General features: G+C 61.0%; 5 protein-coding genes. 3 read left to right on the top strand and 2 right to left on the bottom strand.

All coding sequences use genetic code 11. The features are described from left to right. Nucleotides 1–71: 71 nt before the first annotated feature. Nucleotides 72–1,397 (top strand): ISL3-like element ISPfr2 family transposase, encoded by a 1,326-nt coding sequence (locus MTX35_RS25060; RefSeq protein WP_032401348.1) that lies wholly within the window; start codon nt 72–74, stop codon nt 1,395–1,397. 140 nt (nt 1,398–1,537) lie between these two features. On the opposite strand, the gene MTX35_RS25055 is transcribed toward MTX35_RS25060, so the two are convergent. Continuing rightward, nucleotides 1,538–2,362: a hypothetical protein gene (locus MTX35_RS25055; RefSeq protein ID WP_243597455.1), complete on the bottom strand. Its 825-nt coding sequence runs from the start codon at nt 2,360–2,362 to the stop codon at nt 1,538–1,540. Continuing rightward, nucleotides 2,343–2,792, bottom strand: coding sequence for a hypothetical protein (locus tag MTX35_RS25050; RefSeq protein WP_243597454.1), 450 nt, complete (start codon nt 2,790–2,792; stop codon nt 2,343–2,345). Before MTX35_RS25050 ends, MTX35_RS25055 begins: the two co-directional genes overlap by 20 nt. Nucleotides 2,793–3,129: 337 nt before the next feature. On the opposite strand from MTX35_RS25050, the gene MTX35_RS25045 reads away from it, so the two are divergent. Together MTX35_RS25045 and MTX35_RS25040 are read left to right on the top strand one after the other, a co-directional pair. Beyond that, nucleotides 3,130–4,047 (top strand): site-specific DNA-methyltransferase, encoded by a 918-nt coding sequence (locus tag MTX35_RS25045; protein WP_243597453.1) that lies wholly within the window; start codon nt 3,130–3,132, stop codon nt 4,045–4,047. Nucleotides 4,048–4,050: 3 nt separating this feature from the next. Then, a complete protein-coding gene (locus MTX35_RS25040) occupies nt 4,051–5,175 on the top strand; it encodes a hypothetical protein (protein WP_243597452.1) in 1,125 nt (374 codons plus the stop codon). The last annotated feature ends 1,087 nt before the right edge of the window (nt 5,176–6,262 follow it).

The following is a 6,262-nucleotide window of genomic DNA, read 5'->3' as shown; positions in this document are numbered from 1 at the left end:
CGGTCCGCAGATAGACGTCGAGGTCTCCCGACGATGGAGGTTCCTACGCCATCCATCCGAAAGACCTCGACGTGTCCGACGCTACCCCGCCGGCCGGCTTCGGCCGCCCTGACCTGACCGCCTTCGCTCGACTCGACGGCCTCGGTCTGAGCGTGACCGGGCAACGACTTGAACCGGATCGTGCGGTCCTCGCGTGCCGCGTGGTGGAACCAGATCAGTGGTGCCGACGGTGCGGCAGCGAAGGCGCTGCTCGTGACACCGTGATCCGGCGGTTGGCCCACGAGCCGCTGGGCTGGCGACCGACCGTGCTGGAAGTTGTAGTGCGCCGCTACCGCTGTGCCGACTGCGGACACGTGTGGCGCCAAGACACCAGCGCCGCGGCGGAGCCACGCGCGAAGCTCTCGCGCACCGGGTTGCGGTGGGCGCTGGAAGGGATCGTGGTCGCACACCTCACCGTCGCCCGTGTCGCCGAGGGACTCGGGGTCGCGTGGGACACCGCCAACAACGCGGTCCTGGCCGAAGGCAATCGGCTGCTGATCAACGACCCCACGCGGTTCGAGGGCGTGAAGGTCATTGGCGTCGATGAGCACGTCTGGCGCCACACCAGGCGTGGCGACAAGTACGTCACCGTGATCATCGACCTCACCCCGGTCCGCGATGGCGCCGGCCCAGCAAGGCTGCTGGACATGGTCGAGGGCCGGTCGAAGGCGGCGTTCAAGACCTGGCTCGCCGACCGCGACGACGCCTTCCGTGACGCGGTCGAGGTGGTCGCGATGGACGGCTTCACCGGGTTCAAGACCGCCGCTGCGGAGGAGATCCCGGACGCGGTCACGGTGATGGATCCCTTCCACGTCGTGCGCCTGGCCGGTGACGCCCTCGACAGGTGTCGGCGCCGGGTCCAACTCGCGATCCACGGGCACCGTGGGTTCAGGGACGACCCGCTCTACAAGTCGCGGCGCACGCTGCACACCGGCGCGGACCTGCTTACCGACAAGCAGAGCGACAGGCTACGCGCGCTGTTCGTTGATGACGCTCACGTCGAGGTCGAGGCGACCTGGGGTGTCTACCAGCGCATGATCGCCGCCTATCGCCACGAGGACCGGCAACGTGGCCGCGAGCTCATGGAGAAGCTGATCACCGACCTCAGCGCCGGCGTCCCCAAGGTGCTCACCGAGCTCACCACCCTGGGCCGGACCCTGAAGAAGCGAGCCGCCGACGTGCTCGCCTACTTCGAACGACCCGGCACCAGCAACGGGCCGACCGAGGCGCTCAACGGACGGCTCGAACACCTGCGCGGCTCCGCACTCGGGTTCCGCAACCTGACCAACTACATCGCCCGAAGCCTGCTCGAGACCGGCGGATTCAGACCCCAACTCCTACACCCCCGATTGGGATGAGCCGTCAATAGACTTCGCGCACCTCGGTGAGGTGTCGTTTGAGCACTTCTGGCAGACACCAAAAACGTATAAAATAACCTTAGCGGGAATGACGTCATCGAATGGAACAGAAGGCGTCTCCGCCAGCTGGTCAATGCGTTCTACGAAGTGTTCATTTGCTTCAGCTTCGCATCCCATGCTTTAAAATTCCACGGAGTTGCCCGAAAGTCACGGCTCATATCTCGGAGCAACCTGCGGGCCTCCAGGCGTCCGTCGGTCGCATGAACAGCCAAGACCTGCGCATAGTTCTCACTTTGGACCTCGTCTGTCCCGTAACACACCAATGCGGTGACGATGTCGGCGAAACCCTCTTCCAGCTCCGCATCTATCTTCTCCAAGATCTCTTGCTCGTCTTCGGAGAACAGTTCTTTGACACGAGGGTCTGGACCTGATCCATCTGGCATCGAAGCTGGGACGTACCGGTACACGATGCGTTCCTTGATTAGAGCCCATAACCAAGCACTGATCAACTGGGGCCAGCCGGTGATCGTCTCCGGATTATTGCAGCATTTATACGCAGCCCGCGCCTCGCGACGTAGGTCCCAGTAGATGGATACGCGCCACGCAGCCGCGTCCTCTCCGTTGTGCGCCAACGTGACTAGTTTCCGTAAGAGTTGAAACGGATCCTCAATGACTCCAAGTCGGGCGCGCACCGCGTCGCCGCTCGGAAATGCGGTTCGGAATGCCGTGCAGATCTCCTGTAAGGATCGCGCGATCAGCGTCAAGTCGGCCCCGGCGCTGATGGAAATCTTCCTAGCCGCAACATCTCGGTGCGCCAAGCTCATGAGGCGGAGCGCAATGAACTCTGCGTCGTCGATCTGTATTCCAGCGCCGAGGCGGGTGCTTAGATAGAAGCTCCAGTTTGCAAGGTAGGCGTCGTCTCCTTCCAGCCGACCATGGAGCCAATCAGGTTGGGGGAGGCTCATTGTCCTCCTGCTTTCCCTCGACGATGCTCCTCAACCGTCGGCAAACCGTCTGGGCGGCTTCGTCATCGAGCCCAGCTTCTTTGAGGACTCGGACGACTTCGGAATCGATTGAGTTGGGTAAACCAGGTCCTCTGACTTCAATGACGATCCTGTGCAACGTTTCTAGGTCCTGCAATTGCTGTGTTGAAGTCGGCTCTGTCCGGTCGCGATTAGCGATCTTTCGTACAAGTCGTATAGATGCTTCGGCGAGATCCCCACCCAACGCCGAGAGCATTCCACCGGCAAGTCCGCTGATCGCCGCGGCGATTACTGAGACTGTCCACTCTGCTGTGTTGAAGTCGTACCGCTTGCCGCGCTTTGCGACCGCGTACTCTGATCGGTCGGCCACCACGTCAATGAGGCTCAGGTACTCATCCTCGATATCGCGCATCTATTCCTCCGCTTAGGCCTTGCCCTGGTTCGATCGTCAGGCACACATTAGCGATGGCCGTTGTCGAGCCGGTAGTTCTCGACCTTTCCCCCGTCGTTAGTGCGTTCGAGGTAGACGGCCCGGTTCGCTAGCTACGGCGGTGTTCGAGAGGCCAGCGCAACACTGGAGTGGTGCGGCCGCAAGATCGCCGAGCGCGAAACCTCGTGCGCGGATCTGATCTCGAAGCCGGCTCCGTCCAGACGACCGCGAGATCCTCTACGGCAAGATCATGCGGTCCGATACGGAACCACCGGTGCGCGCATGTTGACCCTGGTGCCTCTCCGCTTAGAGTCCTACTGTGACGACTCGCAAAGCAACCTCGGCAAAGGCCGAAAGGCGCTCTCCTGAGCAGTTGAACTTGCAACGACTTCTCCGCGACGGCGTCCATCACGGCGACTCGCTGGATCTGATCCCCAAACTCGAGCCGGGGTCGGTCGACCTGTTCTTCACTAGTCCGCCGTACGCAGATCAGCGGGCCTACAGCCGTATTCATCCAGATAGATACGTCGAGTGGTTCCTACCGATCGCGCGCGCAATGTTCGATGCCACCGCGGAGACCGGGAGCTTGGTCCTCAACATCAAGAACCGTGTCGCCAACCGCGGACCGCTCAAGGGGCAGCGGCATCCGTACGTCTACGAGCTGGTCCTGGCACTGCAACACATGGGGTGGCGGTGGACCGAAACCTACATCTGGGCCAAACCCAACGCTGTGCCCGGGAAGTTCGGCCCGCGCACCAAAGACAGCTTCGAATACGTCTACCACTTCGCCCGCGGCCCCCGCCCCCACTTCGACCTCGATGCGGTCCGAGTCCCCTATAAGGCGGATGCAGCCGAGATCGCCCGTCGCGCCAAAGACACCAACGGCCGCCGCACGACCGAGGCCGGCTTCGGTCGCGATCGCACCAAGACCTATCTCCGCGGCGGAGCCGACCCGGGAAACGTCGTCAACGTCTCACAGACCTACAACCAACACAAAGGTGTCGCCCACACTGCCGCCATGCCAGAGGGCCTGGCAGAGTTCTTCATCCGGGCGATGAGCCCCGAGGACGGCCTTGTCATCGATCCTTTCGCCGGCGGCGGAACAACTGTTGTAGTCGGGCGGCAGCTCGGCCGCCGGGCGGCTGGGTTCGAAATCCATGAGGAGTTCGTAACCGAGGCCCGCCGACGCATTGCCGAGGGCGTCGCTAACGACACCCCCGGCGAGCTGGTTGGTTGAGTCATGTCGTCTGCTGAAGAGACCGTCGCCAAAATCCTGCACACCAGCACCTGGGACGAACGTGTCGCACAAATCCGTCTGATCCCCCAACGCCACGGGACCGGAGAGCATCCGGGGATCTACGCCGATGTCGCTCGCATCGCCTACGTACCACAGCTCGCACCTGACTTCGCCTATATCCACGCGGCGGACTTCTACGAGCTGCCCACCTTCGAGGTGGCCTACGCCGCCGCCGCCGCCGCCACAAACAACTTCCAGGACGTGACGCCCGCCGTCCTGGCCGCAACGATCCAAACCAACCCCACGACTCTGCTTGTGTTCCGAACCATCCTCGGATTCACCAAGACCGAGTTCGCGCACTGCACTTCACTCGTCGGCGAATCACACGACCTCAAACTGAGTGGCGCGAAAGTCGACAGCATGGAGCGAGAGGGATCGGTGACAACCCCGCAACAAGCGCAGCTTGTTGCTGACACGATCACTCAAGTGATGGCTGGCACACTCTTCGGCGACCCACCCGGAGAACTCCGACGCAAGCAAACCAAACCCGACACCGCAGAGGGCTGGGCAACCGTCAACAACCTCGCCGAAGAAGGTGCGCCCTACTCATGGCTGCTACACCAACGCCACTACGGCGGGGCGTTCCGACAAATTCTTGACGCAACCTCTACAAAACGAGGTGATCTCATCGAAGATGTCGTCGAACAACTGTTTCAGGACAATCAGATTCCCTACCTACGGACCGGAAGCCACAACCAAGGCGACATCATGGCTCAATTCGAGATCCTGGTAACCCCCGCCCCCGACTTCGTCATCTTCGACTCCAGCGGAACCCTCCGAGCCATCATGGAGTGCAAAACAATCAACGACGGCGGCACCGCACGTGACAAAGCCCTTCGATTTGAGCGACTACGAGCCGAAGCAAACCGGTTAGGCGGGATCCCCCTCCTCGCAGTGCTCGGAGGTCTGGGATGGACCCGCGTCAACGACACACTCGGACCGGTTGTGCGCGACACCGACGGCCGCGTCTTCACCCTGTCGAACTTGGATGAAATGTTGACCGTCGCGCCCTTCCCTTCGCTGATCGGTACCGTAACGCCCGGCTCTGATGTCGACACCGATGGGTGAGTCATCGAGTTCGCGCATGGTTATGTGAGCAGTCGGTCGCTGAGGCCGCCGGCTGGCCTACCTTCGTACGGCACCTTTCTTTGCCGGAGGGCGACCGTCGGTCCTCGAATTTCAGTTTGCATCCCGCCCACTGTCGAAATCGTCAGCTATGCCCATGGCCCCAGTGATCTGGTAGACGGGGTATACGCTGGAATGGATTAGAAAACCCGCCAACCAGTATCGGTTGGCGGGCAGCACAACTAGATCAGTGCGATGAGTGCTAGAAGCACGATGGCCGCAACCGCAATGTTGAGCTTGAATCCATGAAATTCTATTTCTAGTTTCATTTATTTGTATCGGCGCGTCTCGCACGACTTGCCGAGCCTTTCGGATAATTACGAGACGCATAATCCCGTAGTGCGAGAGGGTTTATGTGACCGCTGTCAGCTATAAAAGCCCGACATCTGATTATACCGTCTTTCACGTCTCGGCGCTTGCGTGGTGTTGCTATTCTTCTTGGTCGAGCCTTCGAATTATGTTTGTCAACAGTATTACTGCATCGGCGCTGATTCCCGCGTCGCGTCTGGTGGCCGTGGAAGAATGCTTCACGCGATGCGCTAGCGCCGCAGCCTTCTTGGTCAGTCCACGGATATCCTCGTTGCTCGGACCCGGCAGTGTGTCCTCGATGTAGCGTTCGATTCTCATGTTTGTCTTGTCGACGGGTGGCTCTTTCTCTCCATCGCGTAGGTGCACTTCAGCGCGATATACCGTCCGGGACAAAGCTTCCAGCACTCCGACACAGTTAGTCCCCAGGGCGCGGTAGTCCTGCGGCGTCGATGCCGTTCGAAACCGGGGTGCCGAACGATGAGCCTGGTGATGGAACCTCGGTGAACACGTCGTCTGAGATCACGGGGGAATTGTCCCATCCGTTACCGGCCCTTTGTCGATGGATGCGTGCGGCGAGTACGAGGGATTGGCGACGGTGATGGCGCTCATCGAAAGTGCTCAACTTCGCTCAGCGAAAGTGCTCACCCGGTAGCGGTGATCACTGTAGCGGTTGACGGGTCCCGGTGACGGCTTTGCGGAGCTTCTCCGAGCGTGCGTTGTG

The organism is Rhodococcus sp. ARC_M12 (genome assembly GCF_022810385.1).
Taxonomy (GTDB): domain Bacteria; phylum Actinomycetota; class Actinomycetes; order Mycobacteriales; family Mycobacteriaceae; genus Rhodococcoides; species Rhodococcoides navarretei.
The sequence above is the reverse complement of the archived record's forward strand: the minus strand, read 5'-3'. Positions and strand labels throughout refer to the sequence as shown.